Annotated in this window: 27 protein-coding genes and 1 riboswitch; of the genes, 14 read left to right on the top strand and 13 right to left on the bottom strand. The window is 63.8% G+C overall.

Annotated features, from left to right (window positions below):
• Positions 1–30 precede the first annotated feature (30 nt).
• The gene (locus R4P65_RS26685; RefSeq protein ID WP_317828746.1) at positions 31–1,296 is read right to left on the bottom strand and encodes an MFS transporter; all 1,266 of its coding nucleotides are present in this window, start codon (positions 1,294–1,296) and stop codon (positions 31–33) included.
• On the bottom strand, positions 1,293–2,006 hold the full coding sequence (gene pdxH, locus R4P65_RS26680) for a pyridoxamine 5'-phosphate oxidase (protein WP_317828745.1): 714 nt from the start codon (positions 2,004–2,006) through the stop codon (positions 1,293–1,295). The genes R4P65_RS26685 and pdxH overlap by 4 nt, the downstream gene beginning before the upstream one ends.
• A 245-nt stretch (positions 2,007–2,251) precedes the next feature.
• Here pdxH and R4P65_RS26675 point away from each other — a divergent pair, with 245 nt between their 5' ends.
• The 4 genes from R4P65_RS26675 (at position 2,252) to R4P65_RS26660 (ending at position 6,554) form a co-directional block, all read left to right on the top strand.
• Positions 2,252–3,379: a citrate synthase 2 gene (locus tag R4P65_RS26675; protein ID WP_230814514.1), complete on the top strand. Its 1,128-nt coding sequence runs from the start codon at positions 2,252–2,254 to the stop codon at positions 3,377–3,379.
• 62 nt (positions 3,380–3,441) lie between these two features.
• Complete coding sequence (serC, locus tag R4P65_RS26670; RefSeq protein ID WP_007733484.1) at positions 3,442–4,563, top strand: phosphoserine transaminase; 1,122 nt, start codon at positions 3,442–3,444, stop codon at positions 4,561–4,563.
• A 247-nt stretch (positions 4,564–4,810) separates the two neighbouring features.
• Positions 4,811–5,716, top strand: coding sequence for a septation protein SepH (gene sepH / locus R4P65_RS26665; RefSeq protein ID WP_230814515.1), 906 nt, complete (start codon positions 4,811–4,813; stop codon positions 5,714–5,716).
• Between the two features lie 52 nt (positions 5,717–5,768).
• Positions 5,769–6,554 (top strand): DUF6928 family protein, encoded by a 786-nt coding sequence (locus R4P65_RS26660; RefSeq protein WP_317828743.1) that lies wholly within the window; start codon positions 5,769–5,771, stop codon positions 6,552–6,554.
• A 22-nt stretch (positions 6,555–6,576) separates the two neighbouring features.
• Here the strand turns inward: R4P65_RS26660 and R4P65_RS26655 are convergent, their stop codons facing one another.
• The 3 genes from R4P65_RS26655 to R4P65_RS26645 are packed head-to-tail and all read right to left on the bottom strand — an operon-like array spanning position 6,577 to position 8,276.
• The gene (locus tag R4P65_RS26655) at positions 6,577–6,837 is read right to left on the bottom strand and encodes a DUF2537 domain-containing protein (RefSeq protein ID WP_230814517.1); all 261 of its coding nucleotides are present in this window, start codon (positions 6,835–6,837) and stop codon (positions 6,577–6,579) included.
• Entirely contained in the window at positions 6,834–7,640 is an 807-nt protein-coding gene (locus R4P65_RS26650) for an RNA methyltransferase (protein ID WP_317828742.1), read from the bottom strand. The genes R4P65_RS26655 and R4P65_RS26650 overlap by 4 nt, the downstream gene beginning before the upstream one ends.
• 48 nt (positions 7,641–7,688) lie before the next feature.
• Entirely contained in the window at positions 7,689–8,276 is a 588-nt protein-coding gene (locus R4P65_RS26645; RefSeq protein WP_317828741.1) for a TetR/AcrR family transcriptional regulator, read from the bottom strand.
• A gap of 73 nt (positions 8,277–8,349) precedes the next feature.
• Between R4P65_RS26645 and R4P65_RS26640 the strand changes: the two genes are divergently transcribed.
• Positions 8,350–8,898, top strand: coding sequence for a hypothetical protein (locus R4P65_RS26640; RefSeq protein WP_317828740.1), 549 nt, complete (start codon positions 8,350–8,352; stop codon positions 8,896–8,898).
• On the opposite strand, the gene R4P65_RS26635 is transcribed toward R4P65_RS26640, so the two are convergent.
• From R4P65_RS26635 to R4P65_RS26625, 3 genes are all read right to left on the bottom strand, one after another.
• A complete protein-coding gene (locus tag R4P65_RS26635) occupies positions 8,882–10,189 on the bottom strand; it encodes an MFS transporter (protein ID WP_230814745.1) in 1,308 nt (435 codons plus the stop codon). The two genes, R4P65_RS26640 and R4P65_RS26635, sit on opposite strands and share 17 nt — an antisense overlap.
• A 105-nt stretch (positions 10,190–10,294) precedes the next feature.
• On the bottom strand, positions 10,295–10,726 hold the full coding sequence (locus tag R4P65_RS26630; RefSeq protein ID WP_230814521.1) for a MarR family winged helix-turn-helix transcriptional regulator: 432 nt from the start codon (positions 10,724–10,726) through the stop codon (positions 10,295–10,297).
• A gap of 65 nt (positions 10,727–10,791) precedes the next feature.
• Positions 10,792–12,246 carry an NCS2 family permease gene (locus tag R4P65_RS26625; protein WP_003940242.1) on the bottom strand — a complete coding sequence of 485 codons (1,455 nt, stop codon included), beginning with the start codon at positions 12,244–12,246 and terminating at the stop codon, positions 10,792–10,794.
• 102 nt (positions 12,247–12,348) lie between these two features.
• Here R4P65_RS26625 and R4P65_RS26620 point away from each other — a divergent pair, with 102 nt between their 5' ends.
• Both R4P65_RS26620 and R4P65_RS26615 read left to right on the top strand, forming a co-directional pair.
• The gene (locus R4P65_RS26620; protein WP_151531711.1) at positions 12,349–12,606 is read left to right on the top strand and encodes a DUF2530 domain-containing protein; all 258 of its coding nucleotides are present in this window, start codon (positions 12,349–12,351) and stop codon (positions 12,604–12,606) included.
• Between the two features lie 478 nt (positions 12,607–13,084).
• The gene (locus R4P65_RS26615; protein WP_317828739.1) at positions 13,085–13,582 is read left to right on the top strand and encodes an ABC transporter substrate-binding protein; all 498 of its coding nucleotides are present in this window, start codon (positions 13,085–13,087) and stop codon (positions 13,580–13,582) included.
• On the opposite strand, the gene R4P65_RS26610 is transcribed toward R4P65_RS26615, so the two are convergent.
• The 3 genes from R4P65_RS26610 to R4P65_RS26600 all read right to left on the bottom strand — a co-directional run bounded on the left by R4P65_RS26610 (position 13,551) and on the right by R4P65_RS26600 (position 17,671).
• Positions 13,551–14,102: a phosphatase PAP2 family protein gene (locus R4P65_RS26610; protein ID WP_317828738.1), complete on the bottom strand. Its 552-nt coding sequence runs from the start codon at positions 14,100–14,102 to the stop codon at positions 13,551–13,553. The genes R4P65_RS26615 and R4P65_RS26610 overlap by 32 nt on opposite strands.
• A 6-nt stretch (positions 14,103–14,108) precedes the next feature.
• Positions 14,109–16,781 (bottom strand): sacsin N-terminal ATP-binding-like domain-containing protein, encoded by a 2,673-nt coding sequence (locus R4P65_RS26605; RefSeq protein WP_317828737.1) that lies wholly within the window; start codon positions 16,779–16,781, stop codon positions 14,109–14,111.
• Positions 16,782–16,849: 68 nt separating this feature from the next.
• Positions 16,850–17,671, bottom strand: a complete 822-nt coding sequence (locus R4P65_RS26600; protein WP_317828792.1) for a DUF3027 domain-containing protein — start codon at positions 17,669–17,671, stop codon at positions 16,850–16,852.
• Positions 17,672–17,709: 38 nt separating this feature from the next.
• On the opposite strand from R4P65_RS26600, the gene R4P65_RS26595 reads away from it, so the two are divergent.
• The 3 genes from R4P65_RS26595 to R4P65_RS26585 all read left to right on the top strand — a co-directional run bounded on the left by R4P65_RS26595 (position 17,710) and on the right by R4P65_RS26585 (position 20,798).
• Positions 17,710–18,540, top strand: a complete 831-nt coding sequence (locus R4P65_RS26595) for a glutaminyl-peptide cyclotransferase (protein ID WP_317828736.1) — start codon at positions 17,710–17,712, stop codon at positions 18,538–18,540.
• Positions 18,541–18,609: 69 nt separating this feature from the next.
• On the top strand, positions 18,610–20,304 hold the full coding sequence (locus R4P65_RS26590) for an MFS transporter (protein WP_317828735.1): 1,695 nt from the start codon (positions 18,610–18,612) through the stop codon (positions 20,302–20,304).
• A 26-nt stretch (positions 20,305–20,330) separates the two neighbouring features.
• Positions 20,331–20,798, top strand: coding sequence for a DUF2771 domain-containing protein (locus tag R4P65_RS26585; protein ID WP_223304425.1), 468 nt, complete (start codon positions 20,331–20,333; stop codon positions 20,796–20,798).
• Positions 20,799–20,885: 87 nt separating this feature from the next.
• Here R4P65_RS26585 and R4P65_RS26580 read toward each other — a convergent pair whose 3' ends face one another.
• Entirely contained in the window at positions 20,886–21,299 is a 414-nt protein-coding gene (locus R4P65_RS26580) for a cold-shock protein (RefSeq protein ID WP_007733502.1), read from the bottom strand.
• Positions 21,300–21,514: 215 nt separating this feature from the next.
• Between R4P65_RS26580 and R4P65_RS26575 the strand changes: the two genes are divergently transcribed.
• From R4P65_RS26575 to R4P65_RS26565, 3 genes are all read left to right on the top strand, one after another.
• On the top strand, positions 21,515–21,742 hold the full coding sequence (locus tag R4P65_RS26575; protein ID WP_003940194.1) for a hypothetical protein: 228 nt from the start codon (positions 21,515–21,517) through the stop codon (positions 21,740–21,742).
• A gap of 33 nt (positions 21,743–21,775) precedes the next feature.
• Positions 21,776–22,165 (top strand): YccF domain-containing protein, encoded by a 390-nt coding sequence (locus tag R4P65_RS26570; protein ID WP_003939919.1) that lies wholly within the window; start codon positions 21,776–21,778, stop codon positions 22,163–22,165.
• Positions 22,166–22,409: 244 nt separating this feature from the next.
• Positions 22,410–22,630: riboswitch (cyclic di-AMP (ydaO/yuaA leader) on the top strand.
• Positions 22,631–22,638: 8 nt separating this feature from the next.
• Positions 22,639–23,202 carry a transglycosylase family protein gene (locus tag R4P65_RS26565; protein ID WP_230814530.1) on the top strand — a complete coding sequence of 188 codons (564 nt, stop codon included), beginning with the start codon at positions 22,639–22,641 and terminating at the stop codon, positions 23,200–23,202.
• Positions 23,203–23,284: 82 nt separating this feature from the next.
• On the opposite strand, the gene R4P65_RS26560 is transcribed toward R4P65_RS26565, so the two are convergent.
• A complete protein-coding gene (locus R4P65_RS26560; protein WP_019744939.1) occupies positions 23,285–23,473 on the bottom strand; it encodes a hypothetical protein in 189 nt (62 codons plus the stop codon).
• Positions 23,474–23,533: 60 nt separating this feature from the next.
• Between R4P65_RS26560 and R4P65_RS26555 the strand changes: the two genes are divergently transcribed.
• Positions 23,534–25,858 carry a helicase-associated domain-containing protein gene (locus R4P65_RS26555; RefSeq protein ID WP_317828734.1) on the top strand — a complete coding sequence of 775 codons (2,325 nt, stop codon included), beginning with the start codon at positions 23,534–23,536 and terminating at the stop codon, positions 25,856–25,858.
• The last annotated feature ends 81 nt before the right edge of the window (positions 25,859–25,939 follow it).

Here is a 25,939-nt window from a genome sequence, read left to right as displayed (position 1 = left end):
TCCACCACGAGCGACCGGTTAACCAGAACGTCAGGCGGCGCGTCCCACCTTGTAACGAACGAACGCCGGAAATGCGAGAGCAGAAAGGACAACGCCGACAATCACCAGGAAGCCGCCGCCGGCCGCCGCGACACCGGTTCCGAGCAAGAAGGCCGCTCCGCCGTGCAGTACGTCACCGATGCGCGGACCACCTGCCACGACCACGATGAAGACGCCCTGCAATCTTCCACGCATATCGTCGGTTGCCACTTGCTGGAGCATCGTGCTGCGGAATGCGGCCGAGACCATGTCGACGGCGCCGCCGAAAGCCAGGAACGCCACCGCGACCCAGAGCAGAATCACGCTGGAACCCGGACTCGCGAAGTACACGGCAACGCCGAAGCCGACCATGGACAGTCCCCACAGCGCGATGCAGACCAGCACGGCGCGTCCCTGGTACTGCACCCGCGGCAACCAGCCCGAGAAGACTCCGCCCAGAACAGCTCCCACCGACATCGCCGCGAACAGCAGTCCGAGGGCAAAACCACCGCTGGCGGGGTCACCGAAGGATTCGTGGGCGATCTCCGGGAACAGTGCTCGCGACATCCCGAACACCATCGCGATGATGTCCACCACAAACGATGCGAGCAGAACCTTCTGCGTCGCCAGATACGTGAAGCCGCCCAGCACCTCGCTCAATCCGGCCCGCCGAGAGGTCCCGGTCGGCGGAATCGCCGGGAGCTTCCACACTGCCCACAACGTGGCGAGCAGAAAGATCGAGTCGACCAGGTACAGCAGCTGCAGACCTGCCTTCGGAATCAGAACGCCGGCCAGCAGCGGGCCGGCTATCGCACCGAACTGCACGACGGTCATGTTCAGCGAGTTCGCGGCAGGTAACTGTCGGCCCGGAATCAGCCGAGGAATGATCGCCGCTCGCGTCGGCTGGTTGACGGCAAAGAACGCCTGTTGAACCGAGAACAAGCCGAGCACCAACCACACGTTGTTCACGTTCAGCGCGGCTTGGATCCAGAACAGAACCGACGTGACACCGAGTCCGATCGAGGTGATCATCAACAGCCGTCGTCGATCCATGACGTCGGCGAGAGCGCCGCCCCACAGACCGAAAACGATCAGCGGTACCAGGCCGAAAATTCCCGTCAGACCAACATAGGCCGAGCTCAAGGTGATCTGATACACCTGCTGCGGTACCGCGACCACACTGAGCTGAGCGCCGATGACAGTGACGATGCCGGCCGTCCACAGTCGTCGATAGTCGCGATTCTCGAGCGGAGTCGTGTCCGCAAGTAGCCTGCTCACGGCTGGAGTCGGACGGCGGACCACTGACCGTCGACCAGACTCGTGCGAACTCGATTGTGCATGCGGTTCGCGCGTCCTTGCCAGAACTCGACAGACTCCGGCCGGATCAGAATCCCGCCCCAGTTCGGTGGCACCGGAATCTCACCGTCCACGCCGAATCGAGCAGCAACCTCACGTAGTTGCTCGTCGAGATCGGCACGCGAGCCGATCGGACGAGACTGCGACGACGCCCACGCGCCGAGCTGCGATCCACGAGGCCTGGTTCGCCAGTACTCTTGCGTCAGTTGAGCACTCACCCGTTCGGTGGCGCCGCGAACGATCACCTGCCTGGCAAGAGTCAGCCACGTGAAGTTGGCCGACGCGTACGGATGGGCGTCGAGTTGACGAGCCTTGTCGGATCCATAGTTGGTGAAGAAGAGCACGCCGTCTTCGCTGAGGCCCTTGCAGAGCACGGTGCGCGACGCCGGGTGTCCACGGTCGTCCACCGTCGACAGAGTCATGGCGTTCGGTTCCGGCGCGTCCGCTTCGACGGCGTCCACGAGCCATTGACGCATGAGGGGCAGCCAACCGGTCTCGACGACCGAGGTATCCAATTCCGCACTCACGCGGTCCTCGACGGACTCCGATTCGCTGCCTGCTTGCGGATAGCCCACACGCATGGCCGCGAGTTCGTTGTCCACCGCCTGCGGGTCCTGACGTTCATTCGACACAGCCGAGAACGCTACTCCCGGGTACTCACTGGCCAACGGCTACGCGGCACGCGCTAAAGTTTGCCGTGGCTAGACCCGACCCGGACCGCGAGCCGCACCAGCGACAGCAACCGAATCGGGACGAGACGATTGCGCAGTACTAAACACGGTGCGTGCTCATCCCTGCGAGCACCGAGGCGCAGTCACTGAAGCTGAGGCAGTGCGACTGTAGACCTGGCGCACTCGAACGAGGAGAGTCCACGAGAATGGCAGCGAGCGCAGCAATACCGGACGATTTTGTGAGCGGACTCGAAGGCGTCGTCGCCTTCACCAGCGATATCGCAGAACCCGACAAAGACGGCGGCGCACTGCGCTACCGCGGAGTCGACATCGAAGACCTGGTCGGCCAGAGGGTCACCTTCGGCAACGTATGGGCCCTTCTCGTCGACGGCCGCTTCGGCCCCGGCCTCCCGCCGGCCGAGCCGTTCCCCCTCCCCATTCACACCGGCGACGTCCGTGTCGACGTCCAGGCCGGACTTGCGATGCTGGCTCCCATCTGGGGCTACCAGCCGCTCCTCGACATCGATGACGAGACCGCCCGCGACCAGCTCGCCCGCGCATCCGTCATGGCACTGTCCTACGTCGCGCAGTCCGCTCGCGGCATCTACCAGCCCGCAGTCCCCCAGAGCCGCATCGACGAGGCCAAGACGGTCACCGAGCGCTTCATGGTGCGCTGGAAGGGTGAGCCCGATCCGGCACACGTCGAGGCAATCGACGCGTACTGGGTCTCCGCAGCCGAGCACGGCATGAACGCCTCCACCTTCACGGCCCGCGTCATCGCATCCACCGGCGCCGACGTCGCGGCCTCGCTCTCCGGCGCCATCGGCGCGATGTCCGGCCCGCTGCACGGTGGCGCTCCGGCCCGCGTTCTTCCGATGATCGAAGAGACCGAGAAGACCGGCGACGCCCGCGCACTGGTCAAGGGAATCCTCGACCGTAAGGAAAAGCTCATGGGCTTCGGACACCGCGTCTACCGCGCCGAAGATCCCCGTGCACGCGTGCTCCGCGCCACCGCGAAGCGCCTCAACGCTCCCCGCTACGAGGCTGCCGCAGCTCTCGAGCAGGCAGCACTGACGGAACTGCGTGAGCGTCGTCCCGATCGCGCGATCGAGACCAACGTCGAGTTCTGGGCTGCAGTCATCCTCGACTTCGCCGAGGTTCCCGCGCACATGATGCCCGCCATGTTCACCTGTGGTCGCACCGCCGGTTGGTGTGCACACATCCTCGAGCAGAAGCGTCTCGGTAAGCTGGTACGCCCGGCCGCCATCTACACCGGCCCGGAGCCCCGCACTCCTGAGTCCGTCGAGGGCTGGGACCAGATCAGCCACGCGTGACACCCGCTCGAATTCGCCAATCACGGTAGTACAGAACACAAGTGAAGGAACAGAAAGAAGCGATGACCTCCACACCGATCATCCCCGCCGACCTCAAGCCCGCCGACGGACGCTTCGGCTGCGGTCCTTCCAAGGTTCGCCCCGAGCAGCTGCAGTCCCTGGTCGAGGTGGGCGCTTCGGTGTTCGGCACCAGCCATCGCCAGAAGCCGGTCAAGAACGTTGTCGCCAGCATTCGTTCCGGCCTCGCCGATCTGTTCTCACTGCCCGAGGGCTACGAGGTCGTCCTCGGCAACGGCGGAACCACTGCGTTCTGGGATGCGGCTGCATTCGGCCTCATCCGCGAGAAGTCGCTGCACCTGACCAACGGCGAATTCAGCTCCAAGTTCGCTTCGGTCGCAAAGGCCAACCCGTTCATCGGTGACCCGATCGTCGTTTCCGCCGATCCGGGCAGCGCTCCGGTGCCGGTCTCGGACCCATCCGTCGATCTCATCGGCTGGGCGCACAACGAGACCTCCACCGGTGTGTCGATCCCCGTCTCGCGTCCCGCGGGTTCGGAGAACGCCCTGATCGCCATCGACGCCACCTCGGGCGCCGGTGGACTCCCGGTCAACGTCGCCGATTCCGACGTCTACTACTTCGCTCCGCAGAAGTGCTTCGCTGCAGACGGCGGACTGTGGATCGCGCTGATGAGCCCGGCCGCCCTCGAGCGCGTCGCGGAGATCAAGGATTCGGGACGCTGGACGCCTGACTTCCTCTCGCTGCCCATCGCCGTGGACAACAGCTCCAAGGATCAGACGTACAACACCCCGGCCCTGGCCACGCTGTTGCTCTTCGCCAACCAGATCGAGTGGATGAACAGCAACGGCGGCCTCGACTGGACCACCGCTCGCACCGCGGATTCGTCCTCGCGCCTGTACAACTGGGCCGAGGCCAGCGAGTTCGCAACGCCGTTCGTCGCTGATCCGGCACACCGCTCGCAGGTTGTCGGCACCATCGACTTCAACGACGACGTCGACGCTGCCGAGGTCGCAAAGATCCTGCGCGCCAACGGAATCGTCGATACCGAGCCGTACCGCAAGCTCGGACGCAACCAGTTGCGTGTCGGCATGTTCCCGGCCATCGACCCCGATGACGTCACCGCTCTCACCAAGAGCATCGACTGGGTCGTTTCTCAGCTCGGCTGATTTTCGCACTGCTTCACCGCTCGGCCCTCGACATCGTGTCGGGGGCCGAGCGTCGTTTGTGCAAGACGTCGTTTGCGCAAGACGCCGTTTGCGCAAGACGTCGTTTGCGCAAGACCTTGTGAGCTACCACACCGGCAGGCGGATGCGAGGTCATCTCGCCCTGCGTGTCCTGCCGAGTCCATGGTCACGAATGAATTACAGTTGAGCGCGGCGCAAAGTCGCGAGCCGGCGCGATAAGGAGGTCAATGTGCGAGAGCTTCGAGTGATCGGACTTGAACCCGATGGATCGCATGTGGTGTGCGCAGATGCTGAAACCGGCCAGAAATTCCGGCTTCCCGCCGATGACAAACTTCGTGCAGCTTCCCGCGGAGACGTGGCTCGACTCGGCCAGATTGAGATCGAAATGGAAAGCCAACTCCGTCCCCGCGAAATTCAGGCGCGCATTCGTTCCGGTGCTTCCGTAGAGCAGGTCGCCGAAGAAGCGAAGATCCCCATCAGCAAAGTCGAGCGCTTTGCGTACCCCGTTCTGCTCGAGCGTTCTCGCGCCGCGGAGATGGCTCAGGGCGGACACCCGGTGCGCGACAACGGCCCGACGGTTCCGACCCTCTCCGAAATCGTGACTCACGCATTCCGCGCCCGCGGCCACAGCATCGACGAGGCCACCTGGGATGCCTGGCGTGACGAGGACAATCAGTGGGTCGCCCAGTTGCAGTGGCAGGCCGGTCGCACCACCAACGCCGCACACTGGCGCTACCAGCCCGACGCGCACGGCGGAACGATCGTCGCACTCGACGACGCGGCATTCGACTTGATCGATCCCGACTTCGGTCGCCCGCTCCGCGGCCTGGTACCGGTGGTCTCGAACGAGCCGGAACAGCTCGAACTGTCCAGGTTCGACGTCGAACCTGTGGCGGAGATCGAGCCGGAGCCCGCAATAGTCCCCGAGCGGACGGTAGTGGCGGAACGGATCGTGGCGCCCGAGCCGATTGCCGTCGAACCGGAAACCGTCGTCGCCGAAGAGGTTCCCGAACCCGCACCGGATGTGACGCCGAAAACCGCGCCGCAACAGACGCAGACCAAGGACAAGCGCGGAAGGCCTGCTCTGCCCTCGTGGGACGACGTTCTTCTCGGGGTCCGCAGCAGCGGTCGCTGAGCCGAAGGAAAGTATTCTTCTTTCGAGCGAGGCTGAGGAGAGAGGGCTGCCGGTGGCTGCACGGGTGTCGACGATCTGGTTTCTGGGCGGCGCAGACGCTCGCACCGAATTGAGCAAGTACCCTCAGCCGGATCAGACAGAGGCGCTGAAAATCGCCATGTCGCTGTACCCGGACAAGGAGTTCGAATCCCTCGGGCCCCAGCCGCTGTCGATGGCCGCGACGGTGAGCCCCGGCTACGTCTTCATCGGCGCGTACAACCAGGTGAGCGTCGTGTGCAGCGCCGAACTCAGCACCTTCGTCCCCTCGAAACTGCCTGAGTCCTGGCACCTTTCGGCCGGGGGTGGTTCGACGCTGCTGATCAGCTCCGTCCCCGAAACCGCGCAGGGCTCGTTTGCACTGTGGGAGGACGGCGAGCTACGGCGCTCGTTCAGTGCCATCCCGATCGACATCGTCGAAAATGTGGGGATCCCACAGACCTGGGAACGGGAATTCTGGGCCGGCGATCATCCTCTACGCTATCCGCCTGGGATCCTGCCCGATCCACAGTCACTGCCGTTCCACCCGCAACAGTTCGCGGAGTCCGCCAACCTCGAGTGGCTGGGATTCCGATACACCGGCGCTCCGCGAGAACACGAACTGGACACGACGCAGATTCTCCTGTGGGGCTTCAAGATTCACCGCCCCGGCGAGGCGCCCAAACCTGCGCCACCAGCTTCCGTGTCGGTACCCGAGCAGGCACCGACCGAGGTAACCATGCAAGAGAACATGCCGCCGATCCACGAATCACCGGCAGCCAAGCCGCGCAGACGCCTCGCCCGGTACTTCGGGTTCAAGTAGTGGCGAGCTGCCTCTCAGACGTTCACGCGGCTATCGCTGCGATCCACCCGAGCGGCACGCCGACAACTGCCCCGAAGACCACCCATCGCCAGACGGGAATCGCTCGCCAGCGCCACACGGTCGGCGCAAGTCCGCCTACCGCAATGAGATTGACGACAATCGCCAGGAGCACGTTTACGTTGCCCAGCGCGATGCAGAACGCCGCTACGGCACTGGTCGAGAGCATCGCGGCGAATACCGACACCGCGATTCCGGTGAACCAGGGAGTGCGGTCCTGAGTCACTGACCGGTCCTCACACGTTCGTAGAAGGCCATCGCCGCTGCGGTCGCGACGTTGAGCGAATCGGTGCCTGGTGCCATCGGTATCTTGGCGCGAATGTCGGTGGCGCGCATCGCATGTTCGGTCAGTCCTGGCCCCTCGGCGCCCAGGAGTAGCGCCACCTTCTCCCCGGTCATCGCTTCGGCCAGAGTGACAGCCTCCGGGTTCGGGGTCAAGGAGATGAGCTGAAAACCGTTGCCACGCAGCTCCTCCAGGTCGTGCGGCCATTTCGCCACATGCGCGAAGGGCACTCGCAGCACGTGCCCCATCGACACGCGGACCGAGCGCCGATACAGCGGGTCGGCACAGCCCTTCCCGAACAGAACGGCGTCGACGCCGAGCCCCGCAGCGTTACGGAACATCGAGCCGAGGTTCTCGTGATCGTTGACGCCTTCGAGGATCGCTACCGTCTTCGCGTCCTTCAACACGTCCGAGACCGCGAGCGGTGCCGGACGTGCCGCTGCAGCGAGGACGCCACGGTTCAGGTGGAATCCGACGACCTCGGCCATCACTTCGGCGCTCGTACGGTAGAACGGCACGTCCACCCCATCGAGGTCGTCGGCCAACTCCACGAGCCGTCGTTCGACGCCGAGGAGACTGATCGGCTCGAACCGCGAGGTCAGCAGCCGCTGGGTGACGAACACTCCCTCGGCGATCACCAACCCCTTGCCCTCCGGCAGGTCAGGGCGTCGATCCGAGGAGTTGAGATCGCGAAAGTCATCCAGCCGGGGGTCGGCGGGATCTGAGATGTCGATGACGTGAACCACGGGTCTATCGTGCCGTACGCACCGCGAGCTCCCGTCAGTACTCCCGATCTAGCGCAGCATTGTGGCGAAATGCGCGTCGAGCACCCGGCTGATCACGTCCTGATTGGTTCGGTCGGGATTGTCGACGCCGTGCGACGCGAGCCCGTCAGCCACCGCATGCAATCTCATCGCCTCGATCTCGACCGAGGCGCCCGGCCGTAGAAATCCCGCTTGGTCCACTGCTTCGACGAACGAAAAGAAGTGTTCGAACAAAGTCCGATCCGTCTCGTCACGCACCGCCGTCAACGCCGGATCGGTCTGAGCGGCAGCAGCAAAGGCCTCCCAGACCTGCATTTCTTCACGCCGGTCTTCGTCGAGGGGAACGAACTGATCGGTGAACTGACGGATCGCGCGGCGGATGTCGGGGTCAAAGTCGATGCCGGCAATCCTCTTCTCCACCCGGACAGTCACGAGCGTCATCGCGAACAGCAAGAGTTCGGACTGCGTGGCGAAGAAGTGACGTAGCGAGCCCGTCGACATCTTTGCCTCGTCCGCGACGGCCCGGACGCTGGCGCTCGCGACACCGTCTCGTCGAATCACACGCCAGACGGCCTCGGCTATCTCTTCCCGCCGCTCGTCCGGACTGCTTCGTTTCACCACTTCACAAAACTAACACAACTGTGCTAGTTTCCCATCACTAATACAGTCGTACTAGAAATGAGCTGATGTCATGATCGTCCACTTGATCATCGCGTGCGAAATCATGTTCTGGGTGTTCATCGCCGCCGGTCTCACCGCCCGATATCTGCTGCGCCGCAAGACACTGGGTGCCGCGCTGCTCATCTGCGCTCCCCTGGTGGATGTCGTGCTGCTCGTCGCCACAGCCCTGGACCTTCGTGGAGGTGGCGAGGCGAACTTCGCCCACGGGCTTGCCGCGGCCTACATCGGATTCTCCGTTGCGTTCGGACACAGCCTCATCTCCTGGGCCGACGCCAGGTTCGCCTACCGATTTGCCGGTGGCCCAACGCCCGTGGCACCGCCCAAGTACGGGAGTGCGCGGGCCCTGCGCGAATGGCGCGAGTTCGGCAAAGCCGCGATCGCCTGGGCGATCGCGTGCGGGCTTCTCGCCGCCGCCATCTTCCTCGTCGACGACCCCGCCCGTACGGGGGCCCTCGACGGATGGATCAGCAAGCTGACTGTGGTGCTGGGAATCTGGGGAGCAATCGCATTGAGCTACACGGTATTTCCCAAGCGTGAGAAGGTCATGGCGCGCGGCTAGCCTCGACTGCCTGTTCGGTCGCATCGCACACGATCACCGGGCGCAGGACGAACACCGGCAGCCTGCCACCGTCTTCCGGTCGCGCGAGCCGAAGTTTCAGCCCTTCGCTACGTAGCAGGTACACCCCGGCCACAGTGCCCGAGACGAGCGAGATCACTCCGCCCACGATCAGGGGTGCACGTGGGTCCACGGAGTCGGCGAGCCAACCCAGCAGCGGACTTCCCAGCGGTGTGCCACCGAGGAAACTGAGCATGTAGATGCCCATCACCCGCCCGCGCATCTCGGAGGGGACCGACATCTGCAGGATGTTCATCGCGGACGTCGTGAACGTCAACGTCAGTGCGCCCGTGGGAATCAACATCAGCGCCACCAACGCGTAGGTAGGCATCAATCCCACCGCGACCTCGAACACGCCGAAAGCCACGGCGGCACCGAGGAACGTTCGCAGTCGCGGCGCTTCCTTGCGCCTTGCGGCATACGCAGCGCCGGCAAGAGTTCCGACGGCGAGCGTCGTCGACAGGAGTCCGTAGCCGTCTGCCTCGAGACCGAACGTGTTACGCGCCATCACCGCCAGGCTGATCGCGAAGTTCAGTCCGAACGTCGAGACCATGAAGACGGACACCATGATCACCCGAAGGTCCTTGCGGCCCCACACATATCGGAACCCGTCGCGCACCTGCCCCTTGGTACGCGGAGCCGGTTCGGACGGGATCAACTCCTTCTTGTTCATGAGGTAGAGCGCGATAAGCACCCCACCGAACGTCGCGACGTTGAGCAGGAACACCCACCCGGTACCGATCAGGTTGATCAGAACACCCGAGATGGCCGGACCGACGATGCGGGCCGTGTTGAATGTCATGGAGTTGAGCGCGATGGCGTTGGAAAGGTGCTCCTTGCCTACCATTTCGATAGTGAACGACTGACGCACCGGTGCGTCGAGCGCCGAGACACAGCCGAGTGCAAAGGCAATCAAGAAGACGTGCCACAACGCGACCAGTCCGCCGACGTCCAACACACCCAGTACGAGCGCGCACACCGCACTCGCCCACTGCGTGAAGATCAGGATCCGACGCTTGTCGTACCGATCGGCCAGCACACCGCCCCACACAGAGAGGAACAGCGTCGGGCCGAACTGCAAGGCCATGACGATGCCCACCGCCAACGCGTTGCCGTCCGAGAGCGTCAGTACCAGCCAGTCCTGGGCGATGCGTTGCATCCACGTGCCGACCAGAGAAACGATCTGTCCGGAAGCCCAAAGGCGGTAGTTACGGTTGTGGAGCGCGGCAAACATGCCGGAATCGGGATCTCGGGGCACCACACCATCTTGCCCCTCGAGTAATTCGTTTGGGCAACGACCTCTATGTAGCGGAGCTACGCGACCTATGGCATTGCGGAGCTACTCCGTCTTGTTGACCATCTCTGTGATGATCTCGACAGCCCCGCGCAGCGTCGCGAGTTCTTCGCCACCCAACCCCGCCAGCTGCTCGTTCATCCACACTTCACGCGCATGGGTCTCGTCCGCCAGCAACGCCTGCCCGGCGTCGGAGAGGTTGACGATGATCTGACGACCGTCCGTGGGATGCGGCGAACGCTCGACCAAACCGAGCTCGGCGAGAGAAGCAACAACCCGCGTCATCGACGGCGGCTGAACCTTCTCACGTGCTGCGAGTACGCCAGGAGTCATCGGGCCGTACTGATCCAGGCTCGCCAAAGCGGACAGTTGCGTCAGCGATACCTGAGCGTCGACTCTGCGGCCGCGCAGATGCCTGGTGAGACGCACTACAGCCAGGGAAAGATCGCTGGCCAGCGCACGAGTTTCGGTGGTCACGCGTCAGACAATACGTCACGAGCTGGCCGGTAGCTCACGTAATCGAATACCGGTCAACCCCGATTTCACGTAAGGGCGTCGGTAATGGGTCCGACAGTGAAGTAGGCCACAAAAAGTGCCGCCACGATCCACAGCAACGGGTGGATTTTCTTGATACCACCGCTGGCAGCGTGCAGGACCACCCACGAAATGAAGCCGACGCCGATGCCGTTGGCGATCGAGTAGGTGAACGGCATGACGATCATGGTCAGGAACGCCGGGAGTGCCACCGAGAACTTGGTGAAATCGATGTCTCGGACCTGTCCGATCATCAGCGCACCGACGACGACGAGGGCAGGCGCAGCTGCCTCGATCGGCACAACGGAGTACAGCGGCGTCAGGAACATCGCGACGAGGAAGAGCAGTCCGGTGACCACGTTTGCCAGACCCGTGCGGGCGCCTTCGGCGATACCCGACGCGGATTCCACGAACACGGTGTTCGACGACGCCGAAGCGCCACCGCCGACGATCGCGCCCGCGCCTTCGACGACAAGCGCGCGACCGACGTTGGGGAGGTTTCCGTCCTTGTCGGTCAGGCCGGCTTCCTTACCGAGACCCGTCATCGTGCCCATGGCGTCGAAGAAGTTCGCGAGTACGAGGGTGAAGACAAGCAGGCTGGCGGCCAGAACACCGATGCGGGTGAATGCGCCGAAGATGCTGACGTCGCCGACCAGGCTCAGATCAGGCATACCGCCGAGCATCTCCGGGATCGCGGGGATGCTGAGGTTCCAGCCCTTGGGGTTGGTTCCGAGCGAGGGTCCGACGTCAGCGACTGCCTCGATGATCGCGGCGAGGATCGTCGTGACGACGATGCCGATCAGCAGTCCACCACGAACCTTGCGCACGACCAGAACACCCATGAGCAGGACACCGAAGATGAACACCACGGTCGGCCACGAAGCGATGGAGCCGTTGATTCCGAGTCCGACGGGAACCGTCGTACCGGCGGCGTCGGGGATACGGCGGACGAACCCGGCGTCGACGAGCCCGATGAAGGCGATGAACATGCCGATACCGGCCGCGATCGCGGACTTCAATGCCGAGGGAATCGCATTGAACACCGCAGTTCGGAAACCGGTGAGTGCCAACAGAACGATGATCACACCGTCGATGACCACCAGGCCCATCGCCTCGGGCCAGGTGACCTGAGGTGCGATGGTGACGGCGAGCAGGCTGTTGATGCCGAGACCCGCGGCAATGGCAAACGGATAGTTGGCAACGACACCGAAGACGATGCTCATCAGGCCGGCAACCAGAGCGGTGACCGCAGCCACCTGGTTGACCGGAAGGATGTTGCCGAGAACGTCGGTCTTCGCTGCGGCGTCGTCAGCCGAGAAACTGCCGAGGATCAGGGGGTTGAGGACCACGATGTAAGCCATCGCCACGAAGGTGACGACACCGCCGCGAATCTCGGTCGAGATCGTCGACCCTCGTTCGCTGATCTTGAAATAGGTGTCGAGGATCTTGCCGGGTGCCGCCATGTTTGTTCTTTCCCCATCGCTGTAGGTCGCCGTGTGCCGGCGCACATGAAGCCGGTCGCACTAGGGAGAGTAGGCCACCGGGGTACGGGTAGCGTTAATTTTGTGACCGAGACTCGCAACACAACCAGCCTGATCGGCAAATTGTCCGCACCCGCGCCGGCACTGATCGTCGGCACCGCGTTGTGGGTGGTCGCCACGATCGTGGTCGCGGTGAGCGGCGATCGTTGGTCGGATGCACTCCCGATCTGTTACGCGGGCATCGGAGTCGGTTTCCTCGGTTTCGCTCTGTTCTCGATCCAACGGCGCGCAGCCGTACGCGGCGACAAGGGCGCGCAACAGGGCGCCGGTCTGGTCGACTGAGCGGGTCGATTCACCCCTCCAGTATGGTAAGCCTACCCTGCATTTTTGTGCGGATCCCGGCTTGCCGCCGCTGAAAGGAAACACGCCACCGTGAGGATCTCCCTCCGAAATCGTTGGAAAAGCCTCGACCGTAGTAAAAGCCGAGGACTGACGTCCGTTGCCCTGGTCGCACTGGTCGGCACAGCACTCGTCTCCTGCGGATCGGGCGACGACGACGCGACAAATAGTTCGTCGACTTCCGGAGGCGGCGTCTTCCCCGTCACGATCGATCACGCCTTCGGCAGCACCACGATCGATTCCGAACCACAGCGGATCGTCACCGTCGGCTACAACGATGAGCACGCTCGGGCTCTACTCGAGCATCGACAAAGACCTGAACAGCACACTTTCCGCGATCGCCCCCACCGTTGCGAAGGATCCGGCCTACGGCGACTAAGCAACCCCGTGGCAGATCACGACCAAGACCGCGGCAAAGGCAGTGGGCCGCGAAGCCGACGGCGAGAAGTTGGTCGCCGACATCGACAAGCAGTTCGCCGACGCGAGAAGCGCTCACCCCGAATTCGCGGATCAGACCGCGGTGATCATCAGCGTCGACACGACTCCGGAGTTCTACGCCTTCTCCTCCGAGGATGCCCGCGGACGGATCCTCGGCAGCCTCGGATTCAAACCTGCTCTCGCGGTCGAGGCGTTGATGAACGGCGAGTTCTACGCTCCGATCTCCACCGAACGACTCGATCTCCTCGATGTGGACCGTCTCGTGGTCATCGGCAATCCCGATGCCGCCCAGGCGGTCCGGAACAATCTCGGCTTCCAGCAACTCGACGTGGCCAAGAACAACCGTGTCGTTTACGTCAACGACGATCAGGCCCCGCAGGTCGGCGCTGCCCTGACCGCAAGCTCAGCGCTGAGCTTGCCTTGGGCTACAAGCGAACTACTCGCCGAACTTACGAAGCAACCGGCGTCCGGCGCGCCTTGATCTGCGCAGTTCCCCAGATCCACACTCCGGCCCACATCATCCCGAACGCCCAACCTGCCAGAACGTCGGTCATCCAATGGGCAGCCAGGTAGACGCGGGAGAATCCGACGGCGATCATGTACAGGCCGAGGCTCGCGAACATTACCAACTTCGCGAGCCTCGGCAGGACAAGCCGAAGAATCACGGCGGCAACCGAAGTCGCGAGGATCGCGCTCATCATCGCGTGGCCCGACGGGAACGAATACGAATCGATTTCGATCAAACGCTCCGGAACGGGTGGACGGGTTCGGGTGAAGATGCGCTTCAATCCGCTCATCACGAGTAGTCCGGTCAACATCGACCCGGCGATCAACAGAGCTTCGGTGCGCAGCCCTCGAACCAGAAGCACGATCGTCAGCAGCGTCGCGATCAGCCACGACGCGAGTGTTCCGCCACTGTCGGTGATGACGTCGACCACGTCCACGAGCCACGCCGTCCGCTGACTCACTGCGCTGTCGAGCACCCACTGATCAAAAGACATCTGTCCTCACATTCCTTGCGGCAGTGTCCACGTGCGCATCACGTGATGAACGCCGTCCGAGTCCACCCACCACGGCACGGTCACTGTCGCCTCCACTGCTCCTGTCAGTTCCACCGACAGTTCGTGATGGATCACTACCTCGCCGCCGGGAACCTCACGGCCGAGGGCTGCGAAGCCGAGAACTGCCTGTGGTTCGTTCGCCCAAGTCGTGACGACGCCGGCACTGCTCACTCGTCCGTGAACGGATGCAGACGCCGTTGCGATGTCGAGGAGATCCGCCAGTGCGTCGGCCGTCTCGAAGCTGCCGAGCACCACTCGTTGCGCAGGCAGTGCCGCTCCCAGCCATGGCTGGTCGAGAACAAGAGCGTCGCCGGGATCCACCAGGTCACCGGAAAGACCGCGTACGAATGGCGGTAGGCGCAGTTCCTCGAGGTCGAGAACCCGTCGCTGCGCTGCCTCACCCAGTAGTCGGTGCGTCCGCGCAACGACGGCGGAGGCCGGCATCCGTAGTGGGTCGGCAAGCCGATCGAGCAGCAGCTGAGCCAGTTCCGGATCGTCGACGGTATCCGATGCCAGCAGTCCGGAAAAGAATCCGGCGTCGGGGTGTTCGGCAGCGTCGAGCAATCCTTCGAAAGTGCGATCGCCCGGAGCTCGCAGCAGCCCCAGAACCTCACCGCCCAGTTCCGCATTCGAACGCAACCACCACGCCGTGTATCCGCGGCGGTCGACGAGCAGCGCCCGCGTCGCCGGCGACTCGACCAGCAGCGACAACGCCTGAGCCCAGCGGTCTTCGTCCACGAGATCGAGATCGCGCACGGCTTCGATGTATTCGGGATCCTCGTCGAGGGTGTCCCACCATGCGTCTTCGGCGTCGAGATCGTGATCCGGGCCGGACGGCAATTCCTCGCGGACCACAGTGAAGCCCCACCCGACACCGACTACCCGAAGTGCCTGCTCCCCCACCTGCTGCACGAAATCAGCGTCGACTGTGCCGAAGGGAGAATCCTCGACCAGGACACCCGCGAGGGGAGCCCCCGGAAGCAGAAGCTGGTCGGCGGAACGCAATTCTCCCTCCGAAGCAGGAAGCAGCACTTCACCGATCCATGACGGCAGCGCCCCCGGCGCCACGTGGGCCGCCAATCCGAGCACCACCTGCGCCAAGCCCGTCACTACCGAATCATCCTGATCCGCAGCATCTTCGATCAATGCGCGCAGTGCCGGATCGGACAGCAGGTCGGTGGCACTCGCGGTCTGTGCTCCCAATCGAGACAGCAACGGGTGAGCCGCGACAGGATGAACCAACCTCGTCCACTGCACCGACGGTGCGTCTTCACCCAGTTCGACGCCGACGACGACGGTCCGTGGACCGGTCACGATCCGTCCGTCGGATAGTGGAACCGGCAGCGTTCCAAGTTCTTCCACCGCAAGAGTGTCGATCACCAAGGGCTCGAGGGCCGCATAGAGTCGATTCCACCAACTCGGTTCACGTTCGAGTCCACTGAGCAGTTCCGCGATGCGCGCGAGCCCGATGCGGTGCGTCGACACCGCCGCAAGTGCTCGCTCGTGCTTGGGGCCGGAGAGTTCGGGGACAACCAGTCCGCCGATGATGTCGGTGAGCAAATCGGCGAGTTCGTCACTGAGCCCGGGAACCACGGATGCTCGCTGCGGCGCCCGGTCGGGTTCACCGACCACCGGAAGCCACTCGTTCTCCTGTAACTCCTTCAGAAGCGCTTCGCGCAGAAGCGAATCCGTTTCGCTTCGGGCGAAGGCAGGAATCGGGACGAGCGCCGTGCGCTGCCGGGACGGCAGTGCGGCAAGGAACTTCGCGTATCCCTCGGCGAGCGGAGCGATCGGCGCAGCGGGCATGATGCGTCGGCGATCGGGTTGCATCGCTATGTCGGCGATGACGATCGCCGGGATCGACAGCTCCTCGTCGGATCGCGTCGGGGCACGCAGGACGTCGTCGGACACCGGCTCGACGATCCCGTCGTGGACCGGTACCAACCATCGTGCGTTCGGCGCCGAGTACTGCCACCACGTACGATCTCCGATCGCTATCTCCACGAGACCGGATTCCAGCACTCGTTCCGATCGCTGAAAAGTCTTCTCGCCCAGACGAATAGATCCGAGGGCCGGGAGTTCGAGCAGCAAGTCGACGGCCTCGCGCGTCATCTGCCCAAGCAGCGCCGCGGCATCGACATCCGGCCGCAGTGTCAGCACCACTTCTGAATCGGCACCGTCGCTGGGCAATTCGACCGAGGGCCACACCAAACGGAGTACGGGGACACCGGTTTCCGGCACGGGAAGTTCGTGAGACTCGATCTCGCGCAGGGTTTGCGAGGCAGAGAACCGAATCGATCCCGTCGACGAGCGCAGTTCCACCTCGTCACTGACCGAGAGAACTGCCGAGAATCCGACGCCGAACCGACCCGTGACGCCTTCGTCGGCATCGACCTTGTTCGACGCTCGCAGCGCCGTGAGCGCGTGCACGCCGGATTCGTCCAGCGGACGGCCCGTGTTCGCCACGGTCAGCGTCTGACCGTCCAGGTCCACCCACAAAGAGCCTGCGATGCCCTCACGTGCAGCCGCATCGGCAGCGTTCTGTGCCAACTCGGTGAGCAGACGGTCGCGGTACCCGGCCTTCGCGAGATCGGATTCAGCAGCCGCGTCTTCACGCAATCGCGTCGGAGATTCCGACCACGCGCGCAGCGTCGCCGCCCTGAGTGCGTCCGTGCCGAACGGATCTTCTACTCGGTGGATACCGAATCCTCAACTGCAACAACGCTCGACGGGCGAGCTGGCGCCGCAATCAGCTCGACTGCTCCGTCGTCGAATGCGTCGAACTGCGGCGAACCCGCACCGAGCGGCAAGCTGGTGTCCGAGTGCGCGCCACAACCGTAGGACACGCTGACCACACGACCGTCTGCGGAGAGTTCGTTGCCGCACACGCCGAACGCTGCGTGCAGCGAACCGGCGAGCGGAAGGAAGAACCCACACAGCCCACACGTCGACGGCGCGGCCTTCGCCATTTCCGACTCCGGGCCGAAGTCACCGTCGAACCAACGCTGTGCGGCATCGAGTCGGCCCTCGAGGCTCATGACCTGTTTGCGGCCGAGCCCGATTTCGAGAGCTACCTCGTCGACTTCCGGGTCACCGGTGGCGACGTAGCCGGGAACGAGGCGAGGATCCTCGGCCGGCGGAGCCAACAGGTCACCGACGGAGAGATCGCCGGGACGAATCCGCTGATCCCATGGCAGCCATTCCGGCGCAACCAACGCGTCGGGACCTGGCAACAGCGCCAACTCACTGACCGTGGCGTGGGTGTCCTCCGGTCCGGCAGCGACGACAACCGCCCACTGCCAACCGCGGTATCCCGGAATGTCTGCTGCAAATCGATGGGTGGCGGCAAATTCGTCCTCCGACGTCACGCCGAGGTATGCCCCCACACCGCCTTCATGCAGGTCGACGACTGCCGTTCGGGCAAGCTCGACCGCATCGGCCAGTACTGGGCGCGGCACTGCACGCTCTGGAGAAGTAGCAACACTCACTCCTCCAGTTTGCCGCACCACCGCAAGTCCGCAACGCACTGGGCTGCCATGCTGGGCAGATGAGTAGGTCACACGCCAATTCCGTGCGCAGTTTCGCAGCGGTCGCCGTGATCGCGTCGGCGCTGACGGGGTGCTCCGATTCCCCCTGCGCTCCCGACAACCTCACGACCGAAACCGGCTCCGTCGAGATCGTTCGAGTGTCCGCGCATGACCCCGACGCGTTCACACAAGGCCTCGAGATCGACGGAAATCGTCTCTACGAAAGTACCGGGCGCGTCGGCCGGTCCTGGGTCCGCTCGACTGGGATCTCGGACGAGCAGGCTCCCGCTTCGGGACCGGAAGTCGCACGTGCCGATCTCGACCCGCCGTTGTTCGGTGAGGGCATCACGGTCGCCGGAGACACACTGTGGCAACTCACCTGGAAAGACGGCGTTGCCATCGCCCGTGACAAGGACACCTTGATCGAACGCGGGCGGTTCCCACTCGACACCGAGGGATGGGGAGTCTGTTCGCTCGGGGATCGGCTGGTCTCCAGCGACGGTTCGGCCACGTTGACCTTTCGCGATCCCGAAACCTTCGCGTCGATCTCCACGATCGACGTCACCAGGTCTTCGGAGTCCGTCGGCAAACTGAACGAACTGGAATGCGCCGAAGACGGCTCCGTCTACGCCAATGTCTGGACCACGGACACCGTCGTCCGGATCGACCCGTCGGACGGCAGCGTCATGAACGTGTACGACGCGTCGCTGCTCCGCGAAGAACTCGTCACGGACGGATCGACCAGTACCGTCGACGTTCTGAACGGCATCGCGCAGATTCCCGGTACCGATCGATTCCTGCTCACCGGTAAGTATTGGCCGCAGATGTTCGAAGTCCGTTTCGTTAACTGAGTCCGACATGACACAGGACTCGCAGGGGTGTGCGTGGTAGCCGCGCCGACACTAGGACAGAATTGAGTGGTGACCGGACCGCGTGAACCCTACGACCCCGAAACTCGGCGAATCCACGACGAGCCGGAGGGGCAACAGGTGCACCCCGGTTACGACAATTACCCACCCGCGGCCCGCCAGGACAACTACCCGCCTTCGGCCCGTCCCGCGGCCCGTCGCACGCCTTTGCCTCCGCTGCATCCGATCCCGGAATCACGGGGAGACTCGGATTCCGCTTCCGGCTCGAAGGCACCGGGTGCGGACGCTCCCAAAGCTCCCCCGATGCCTCGCAAGCTCACCGTCACCCGCGTCGCAGCGATGCGCAGCCGTGAACTGACGAACAAGGGCATCGCGACCTTCCAGCGCGCAGCGAAGGCCGACGGCGCGGACAAGTCCGGTCTGACCGCACTCACCTACGCGGTGATGACGAACAATGCCACCGACGCGGCCATCGCCGTCGCCCTCGCCAACACGCTGTTCTTCTCTGCCGCGACGGGTGAGGACAAGACCAAGGTCGCGCTATATCTCCTGATCACGATCGCGCCGTTCGCCGTGATCGCGCCGCTCATCGGTCCGATGCTCGACCGCTTGCAGCGTGGCCGCCGAATCGCGCTCGCGTCGTCGTTCGGAGTCCGGACGCTCCTCGCGGTGATCCTGGTCTTCAACTTCGACAGCTGGATTTTGTATCCGGCCGCGCTCGGCATGATGGTGCTCAGTAAATCGTTCTCGGTACTCAAGAGTGCAGTGACTCCACGCGTGCTACCACCGGAAATAGACTTGGTACGAGTCAATTCGCGCCTGACAGTCTTCGGGTTGATCGGTGGAACGATCGGGGCCGGCGCTGTCGCGGGTGCGCTCGCCCTCGCTTTCGGCTCCACCGGCGCCTTGTGGTTCGCGGTTGCCGTCACCGTCTTCGGCGCATATCTGAGCATGCGAATCCCGTCGTGGGTCGAGGTCACCGAGGGCGAGGTTCCCGCGACCATCACTTACCACCCGGACGAGGCACATCACGCCGGCAGCGCCCCACCACAGCCGAACGCGAAACCGGCCAAGGTCCGTCAGCCTCTCGGACGGGCAGTGATCATCGGACTCTGGGGCAACGGAACCATCCGAGTGCTCACCGGCTTTCTGACGCTCTACATCGCGTTCGTCGCCAAATCACGTACCGATCACGAGCCACTCCAGCAGGCCATGATGCTCGGCTTGGTCGGCGCAGCCGCCGGTCTGGGTAACTTCGCCGGCAATGCCGCGGGCGCTCGACTCAAGCTCGGCCGGCCCGCGTTGATCGTGCTTCGGTGCACGGCCTCGGTATGGATCATCGCCGTGATCGCCGCTCTGACGGACAACCTGATGACCGCCGCCCTGGCCACGCTCATCGCTTCCGCCGCCAGCGCCCTCGCCAAGGTCTCGCTCGACGCATCACTGCAGCACGACCTGCCCGAGGAATCGATCGCGTCCGGATTCGGCAGATCCGAGACGGTTCTGCAGTTGAGCTGGGTACTCGGCGGCGCATTGGGGGTTCTGCTTCCGACCGAATACTGGATCGGGTTCACTGTTGTATCGGTGTTCCTGACGATCGGGCTACTACAGACCTTCCTGAGCTACCGAGGAAACAGCCTCCTGCCCGGCCTCGGCGGGAAGCGACCCGATCTGGCCGAACAAGAAGTGACCGAAGTGATTTACACCGGTAAATCCAACCGAGGACAAGGAAGTACTCCGCAGTGATGATGCGCTCGAGAACAAAGAAGATCGTGGCAGCGATCAGTGTCCTGATGGTGGTGGCACTGGTTGCTTACGTCTCCGTTCTTTTCGTGATCATCAAGAACATCAACGACGACCCCGACAAGCTGCCGGTCATCACTGCATACGCACACGGCAAGACGATCGAGACCAACCCTGCCGGGTTCTGCACCATCGATCTGTCCCAGTGCGCCCAGGTGGGCGACATCTACGCACTCGACGTTCCCGCGGGCTATCCGTTGCAGCTGTCGTTGTCGACGGACGTCTCCGATGCGCAGTGGGCCCTGCTGGCGGTCTACGAGGATGCCGACGGCAACCAGACCGGCGAACCCCGAGTCTTCGAGCCCGGCGAGGCCCTGGCAGTGACGGTCGAATCTTCGAGCGATCCCGTCAAACAACTCGTCGGCGTCGAAATCCACCTCGCCGTCGGTGAGGGAAGCGAGCAGGGACTGCTGATCTGGTCGATCAAGACCGCCTGATCCCCGGACCATGAAAATGCCCTGTACACCGATTGGTGTGCAGGGCATTTTGTCAGCAGCTGTGTACGGCAGCTCGTGTCGAAGCGATCAGGTGTCGAGCTCGCGCGCGACAGCCCGGACGACCTCGGAGATCCGCTGAGCGGTCTTGCGGTCCGGGTACTTGCCGTTGCGCAGATCCGGCTGGACCTTCGCCTCGAGCAACGTGATCATGTCCTCGACCATGCCGTGCAGCTGGTCAGGGGTGTGCTTACGCTCGACGGGCTCACGACGCGTCGCCGTAGCGCCGCGCAATGACGGCGCCGGCTCGAGCACCTTCAGGCTCAGCGCCTGCGGACCGCGGCGACCTGCAGCCATGCCGAACTCGACGCGCTGGCCGGCCTTCAAGCCCTCGACGCCCTCGGGGAGAGCGGAAGCACGGACGTAGACGTCCTCGCCCTCTTCCTGCGACAGAAAGCCGAAACCCTTTTCGACGTCGTACCACTTCACCTTGCCGGTCGGCACCGCGTTCACCTGCTCATCACTCGACTGGGGCATCTGCCCCAATGTGCTCGGGAGGCTCTCGAAAGAGCCTCATGGCCTTGCTCGCATCGCTTCCGGTGGAAGAATGCAAAAGAACGCGCCCCACACTTGCTTCAGCGGGGCGCGCAGTCTGTTAACAGTCTACCTGTGACGAACCCGGGTCGGCACCCAGGTTTACAGGCACTATCCTCGTAGGTGTGGACCCTCAACCGAACCCGCGCACTTCCGGCACCGGAAACGGTCTGTTCCGTACGGCGATGGCACTGTTCATCGTCGGATTCCTGGCGATCGTGGCCATCTTCGCGGTCCACATCTTCAGCGACACTCCGCCCGGCCTGGCCTTGTATCTCGTCGCACTCGCATGCCCGATCGGCTTCCTGCTCGCGATCGTCTACACGCTGAGATCCGGTCGACGCGTGCGCTGATCTCTCCCGCCTCCAACCGAAAGGTCACTGACCATGAGAATCCTCCTGAACGTGATCTGGCTGGTGTTCGGCGGCTTCTGGCTGGCATTGGGTTACTTCGCCGCAGGCATCATCTGCTGCATCCTCATCATCACGATTCCCTTCGGAATCGCAGCGTTCCGCATCGGCATCTACGCACTGTGGCCGTTCGGTAAGACCGTCGTCGACAAGCCGACCGCCGGTGTCGGTTCGATGATCGGCAACGTCATCTGGGTGATCATCGCCGGCATCTGGTTGGCGATCGGACACATCGTCACCGCCGTCGCGATGGCAATCACGATCATCGGAATTCCGCTCGCGGTCGCGAACCTGAAGATGATTCCGATCTCGCTGATGCCGCTCGGCAAGGAGATTGTCGACGTGGACCGCGTCAATTACGCATAGCCGTCGAATCCATCCCTGTAACGATGTGACCTTGATCACATTACGGATGGATAACAGAACGGACACAACCGGACATTCACTGAAGCACCCCCACCTACCTGGGAAGAGTCTCCTGCGCTTTGTGTGACGCGTTGTACGTCTTTCGCCACGCCGCGTTATCAAATGGTGACACGAGCGACTCGAGCCGTTACCGTCGTTTTCGGCCGGGAAACTCGGCCACCTCCGGCCCGCCGCGCCAAGCCTTGTCCCGCGGGTACCGGACTTCCGACAGAGCATTCCAGGGACGAGGACGGGGGACCCAAAGTCCTCTGTGAGAACAGAAAAGTTCTCCAGTGGACACCGGTTCGATCGCAAGACCGAATCTTGGGGTGAAGCCAGACCCTTTCCAGCCAGGAAAGGCGAGGCCGGGCGACCTCTCAGCCCGAACCCGACAGCTGACCTCGCAGGCGCGTGTGGAGAGGATTTCGACCATCATGAGCGGACGCCATCGCAAGCCCACCACCACCGGCCGCACTGTCGCCAAGGTCGCCGTCACCGGCGCCATCATGGGCGTAGCAGGAATTGCAGCCACCGGAACCGCAAACGCTGCCCCCGACTCCGACTGGGATCGTCTCGCCCAGTGTGAGGCCGGCGGAAACTGGGCCATCAACACCGGCAACGGTTACCAGGGCGGATTGCAGTTCTCCCCCAGCACGTGGAACGCACACGGCGGCGGACAGTATGCAGCCACCGCAAACCAGGCCTCTCGCGAGCAGCAGATCGTTGTTGCCGAGCGTGTTCTTGCAAACCAGGGTTGGGGCGCATGGCCCTCCTGCTCCTCCAGCCTCGGACTGAGCAGCGGCGCCACCGAGCGTTCCGCTCCAGCCACCACGGCTCCTCAGGCAGCTCCGGCTCCGGCTCAGCAGGTCGCTCAGACCGTTGCGCACCCGGTTGCCGACGCCATCGATCAGGCAATCGCGTTCGCCAAGGCCAACGGCATCCCGGTCGACCCGCAGATCCTCGCAGCCGCAGACACCGCGAAGACGTTCCTCAAGTAACACCGGCAAGACTGTCCGCTCGGACGCTCGAACTAGAGAAGGCCCGCACCGAATCGGTGCGGGCCTTCTTCTTGTCGAGTTGTTATCGGTTGATGACTGTGTGCGGGTGTACGTAAGGGAGTGACTCCACCGGAACCGGAAAAGTGGTGTCCTCGCCGAAGGGTGAAAGTCCACCTGCACGGGTCGATGACAATTCGGTCACTGCGTGATCTCCGTCTGCAGTTTCCGGCCATCCTGGATCTACATAGTGTTGCTTCGAATTGTTGGCCACGAAGTCATTTTGACAGGACGCCGTTACGCCGTACAGACCAGGTCTCTAATCTGATACCTGATGACCGAAACACGTGGCACCCCGGCGGGCAGTTCCGCAGCCGAAAGTCTGACCGATTGGCTCTCGGCGCGCAGTGACGCCGAGTTGACGGAGTTGCTGCGTCTGCGCCCCGATCTGGCCGTGCCACCGCCGAGCACGATGGTGGTTCTCAGCGGTCGGGCGCAGCAACGCGCGTCGGTCAGCCGAGCGGCCGACGAGCTCGACACCCTCGATTTCGGTCTTCTCGAATTGTTGGCACTCGGTGGCGCTGAGGAAACTCCGATGACTCGGGCGGAACTCAACAGTGCAATCGCCGACCGCGCACTTACCGGCAAGGGCAAGGTCACCAAGAAGGCCGTCGACAAGTCGCTGTCGAAGATGCGCGAGTCCGCCCTCATCTGGGGTGTCGATCCCATCAGCGTCGTCCCGGCAGTCATCGGGATGATTCCCTGGCGTGTGGGTCGTGCCCTCGAACCTGCCGAGGCGATGTCCGAGACCGAGATCTCGGCGGCCCTCGACGCTCTGGACACCCGAGAACGGGATCTCCTCGAGACTCTTGCCAACTCCAGCCCGATCGGCCGCACCCGCGACGCTGCCCCTGGAACGCCGCCCGAGCGCCCGGTTCAGCGACTGCTGGCAGCCGGCCTGTTGCGGTGGCTCGACGAGCAAACCGTCGAACTCCCGGCGACGGTTCGTCAGGCCATCCGCGGCGAGCCGGTTTTCGATCCGACGACACTGACCGCACCGGTCATCGGGGGCGACAAACTCAAACCGGCGGACGTGAACGCCGCAGCAGCCGGCGAGGCGCTCGAGTTGGTACGCCAATGCGAGAACGTGATCGCAGTTCTGGGAGTAGCACCGGCCCCCGCCCTGCGAGCCGGTGGACTCGGCGTTCGAGAACTACGACGTGTAGCCAAAACTGCCGATCTCGACGAAGCGCGTGTGAGCCTGCTTGTCGAATTACTCTCCGCAGCCGGACTCATCGCGAGCGGAACGCCCGACCCGGCGCCGATCTCGGACAACGCGGACGAATACTGGACGCCCACACTCGCCGTCGACGGCTGGCTGAACGCGTCCACAGCGCGACGGTGGGAGGTCCTGGCGTCCGCCTGGGTCGATGTACCGCGTGTTCCGTGGATGATCGGGCTGCGCGATTCCACCGACAAGCCGATCGCGGCACTGTCCGAGGAGGGCCGGGCACCGGCGGCACCGCGAGATCGTCAGGCCATTCTGGGGCTGCTAGCCGAACTCGACAGTGGTCAGACTGCGTCGGCCGTCGAGGTCAGTCGGCTGTTGGCGTGGCGACGTCCGCGGTGGAGCGGACGCCTACGGACCTTCGCGATCGAGCGGACTCTGGACGAGGCCGCCGCACTCGGACTGGTAGCCCGCGGCGCTTTGTCGTCACCGGGACGAGCATTGCTACACGGCGGGGACGCCGAAGCCGAAATGCAGTCCGCGCTACCCGACCCGATCGACTACATCCTGGTCCAGGCAGATCTGACTTTGGTTGCGCCCGGCCCGCTCGTACCGGATCTGCTCGAGCAGGTGAGCCTGGTCGCGGACATCGAGTCGGCAGGATCGGCCTCCATGTACCGCATCAGCGAGGACAGTGTGCGTCGTGCTCTCGACGCCGGTCTGACGGCCACCGAACTGCATGCCATGTTCGCCTCGAAATCGAAGACACCTGTCCCCCAATCGCTTTCGTATCTGATTGACGATGTTGCGCGTCGGCACGGACGACTGCGCGCCGGGGTCGCAGCGTCGTTCATCCGGTGCGAGGACGCATCACTGTTGGCGGAGGTACTCGCATCGGCGGTGGCCGAGTCCCTGGCATTGCGCGCGTTGGCTCCCACGGTCGCGATCTCCCAAGCCCCGCTACGCGAGGTCCTGGCCGAATTGCGCGCAGCCGGATTTGCGCCGGCCGGCGAAGACTCCTCGGGAACGCTGGTCGATCTTCGCCCACGCGGGGCTCGCGTACCGAACCGTCGCAGCCGACCGGCGTCGAGAATGCCTGCGAGCCCGTCGGCGGATCAGCTGGCGTCGTTGGTACGCACGATGCGTGCGGGCGACCGCGCTTCCGCCCCCGGCCGTGGCGGCGTTCGAACGGACGGTTCGCGCGAGAACAACGCTGCCACCATCGCCTTGCTGGCCACGGCGGCACGAGACAATTCCAGCGTCAACATCGGCTACGTCGACGCTCAGGGGGTCGCGACGCATCGCATCGTCGACCCCGTCAGCGTGGGCGGCGGACAGCTGGACGCCTTCGACCCGGCAAGCGGCGCGGTTCGCCGTTTCACGTTGCACCGCATTACTTCCGTCAGCCCCGTCGACTCCGGAAAAAAGTAGCAAAAAAGAAGCAACTGGCATTTTTCTGTAAATGAAGTATGGTCGAGGTCAGTTTGTGATTGCCACTTCGAAAAATGAGGA

This window comes from Rhodococcus sp. IEGM 1318 (assembly GCF_033142465.1).
Classification (GTDB): Bacteria; Actinomycetota; Actinomycetes; order Mycobacteriales; family Mycobacteriaceae; genus Rhodococcus_F; species Rhodococcus_F qingshengii_B.
The sequence above is the reverse complement of the archived record's forward strand: the minus strand, read 5'-3'. Positions and strand labels throughout refer to the sequence as shown.

Coding starts and splice junctions, on each gene's coding strand:
- R4P65_RS26675 (WP_230814514.1), top strand. CDS start 2,252: ATGGCAGCGAGCGCAGCAATACCGGACGATTTTGTGAGCGGACTCGAA.
- serC (WP_007733484.1), top strand. CDS start 3,442: ATGACCTCCACACCGATCATCCCCGCCGACCTCAAGCCCGCCGACGGA.
- R4P65_RS26640 (WP_317828740.1), top strand. CDS start 8,350: ATGATCGTCCACTTGATCATCGCGTGCGAAATCATGTTCTGGGTGTTC.
- R4P65_RS26635 (WP_230814745.1), bottom strand. CDS start 10,189: ATGTTTGCCGCGCTCCACAACCGTAACTACCGCCTTTGGGCTTCCGGA.
- R4P65_RS26625 (WP_003940242.1), bottom strand. CDS start 12,246: ATGGCGGCACCCGGCAAGATCCTCGACACCTATTTCAAGATCAGCGAA.
- R4P65_RS26610 (WP_317828738.1), bottom strand. CDS start 14,102: ATGTCTTTTGATCAGTGGGTGCTCGACAGCGCAGTGAGTCAGCGGACG.
- R4P65_RS26595 (WP_317828736.1), top strand. CDS start 17,710: ATGAGTAGGTCACACGCCAATTCCGTGCGCAGTTTCGCAGCGGTCGCC.
- R4P65_RS26570 (WP_003939919.1), top strand. CDS start 21,776: ATGAGAATCCTCCTGAACGTGATCTGGCTGGTGTTCGGCGGCTTCTGG.
- R4P65_RS26565 (WP_230814530.1), top strand. CDS start 22,639: ATGAGCGGACGCCATCGCAAGCCCACCACCACCGGCCGCACTGTCGCC.
- R4P65_RS26555 (WP_317828734.1), top strand. CDS start 23,534: ATGACCGAAACACGTGGCACCCCGGCGGGCAGTTCCGCAGCCGAAAGT.